This is a genomic window from Noviherbaspirillum denitrificans (assembly GCF_002211445.1).
Taxonomy (GTDB): Bacteria; Pseudomonadota; Gammaproteobacteria; order Burkholderiales; family Burkholderiaceae_D; genus Noviherbaspirillum; species Noviherbaspirillum denitrificans.
This window is the reverse complement of the sequence record NZ_LSTO01000001.1, coordinates 1,396,814-1,398,919: the sequence shown is the minus strand read 5'-3', so window position 1 is coordinate 1,398,919 and position 2,106 is coordinate 1,396,814. Positions and strand designations below refer to the sequence as shown.

Sequence of the window (2,106 nt, the reverse complement as noted above, 5' to 3'; positions counted from 1 at the left end):
GGCTGTCGCCCGACGGCCTGCCCGCCGATTCGGTGCAGTACCGGGTCGCGCTGCCCGAGCTGCAAGGCATCGGTCAGCCCATCGTCGTCTCGGCGCTGGGCAAGGGACAGGTCGACCGCGTGACCGGCATCGAAACGCGCCCGCCTGCCGTATTGGAAGCGGAAGCCGGCCTGCTCGCCGCGCGCGTCCAGCGCTGGCTGGCCCTGCGTGCCAAGGCAAACCGCGACAAGCGCATCGCCATCATCTACTACAACCATCCGCCGGGACGGCAGAACATCGGCGCCGACAACCTCGATGTTCCGGCCTCGCTGTTCGACATGCTGCATGCGCTCAAGGCGGCCGGCTACACAACGGGCGAACTGCCTGCTTCCCCCGAGGCCCTGCTCGACCGCATCATGGCGCATGGCGTGAACCTGCCTGAAGACAAGGCGGCGCTGCGCGATCTCGGTGCCTCCGTCGCCAACGTCCCCGCTGCCGACTATGCGCGCTGGTTTACTACGCTGCCGGCCCGCGTGCAGGGCGAAATGACGAGCGGACCGCTCGGCCGCCTGCATGCGGAGGTCCTTGAAGCTGAAGCGGCCAACGAACGCCCTACCGGCCGCAAGCGTGTGGACGCCATCCTGAAGGAATTGCGCCACCTGGTCGAAGGCGCCGACCATCCGAAGCGCCGCGAAGCGCTGCAGGACCTGGAAGCGCTGGAATCCGGCTACCACGCCTGCATTGCCGACAACCCGCGCCGCCGCTGCGCCGCGCTCGGGCCGGTGGCGCGCCGCCTGAGCGGCTATGGCATTGAAGGCCTCAAGGGCTGGGGTGTGGCGCCGGGCCGGATCATGGTCGACAGCGGAAAGCTGCTCGTGCCCGGTATCGTGTTCGGCAACGTGTTCATCGGGCCGCAGCCGCCGCGCGGCTGGGAAGTGGACGAAGAGCTGCTTCACGCCAACACCAGTATCACGCCGCCACACCAGTACCTTGCGTTCTACCACTGGCTGCGCGACCGCTTCAAGGCCGACGCGCTGGTGCACGTCGGCCGCCATTCCACCTATGAATTCCTGCCCGGGAAGGCAGTCGGCCTCTCTGCCGACGATTACCCGAGCCTGATCGCCGCTGACCTGCCCGGCGTCTATCCCTACATCGTTGATGGCGTCGGCGAAGGCACGCAGGCCAAACGTCGCGGACTGGCCGTCATGGTCGACCACCTGACGCCGCCGCTCGCCGCGACGCCGCTCTATGACCAGCTGCTTGCCCTGCGCCAGGTGGTCGAGAGTTTCGAGGCCGCTTCCAGCGAATCGCTCAAGGCGCAGGCCGCGCACACCATGCGCGAACAGGTGACGGCACTCAACCTGAAAGCCGAACTCGAAGCCTCGATGGCCGACGTGCTCGCCGTGCGCGGCATCGGCTTCGAATCGGCCGACGACGACCTGCTCGCGCACGAGGTCGGCCACTACCTGACCAAGCTGCAGGAAAAGTTCATGCCCTACGGGCTGCATGTGTTCGGCCGGCCGTGGAGCCAACAGTCGCTGGAGCTGATGCTCGATTCCATGCGCAAGGGCGGCACCGTCGACCGCGAAACCGAGCGCAAACTGGCCGACTCGCCGCGCCTGGAAATGTCAGGACTGCTCGCCGGCCTTGAAGGCCGCTACATCCCGCCGGGCAAAGGCAACGACCCGCTGCGCTCGCCGGAAGCGCTGCCTACCGGACGCAACTTCCATGCGGTGGACGGGGACATCCTGCCCACGCGTGTCGGTTATCGACTCGGCGAATCGCTCGCCGCCAAGGCAACTGCACGCGACACTTCGGCAAAAGGTTCGGAAGGCATCATCCTGTGGGCCTCCGATGCCGTGCGCGACGAAGGCGTGATGGTCGCATTCGCGCTGGCGTTGATGGGTGCAGAACCGGTCTGGAACGCCCGCGGGATCGTTACCGACGTGCGGCTCCGACCGGGCGTCACGCGACGCGACTCCATCGTCACCACCTCGGGCCTGTTCCGCGACCTCTATCCCAACCTGATCCACCTGATCGACCGCGCCGGGAGGATGGCGCTGGCGGCCTCCGCCGCCGGACTGGCCGAGCGCCGGCCGGAACTGAAGGATGCCCTGGCCGCAGCCC

At 67.7% G+C, this 2,106-nt stretch carries 1 protein-coding gene; it reads left to right on the top strand.

Translation table 11 applies throughout. The features are described 5' to 3' along the window. On the top strand, window positions 1-2,106 hold a 2,106-nt coding region (locus AYR66_RS06940), incomplete at both ends, for a cobaltochelatase subunit CobN (protein WP_141104182.1).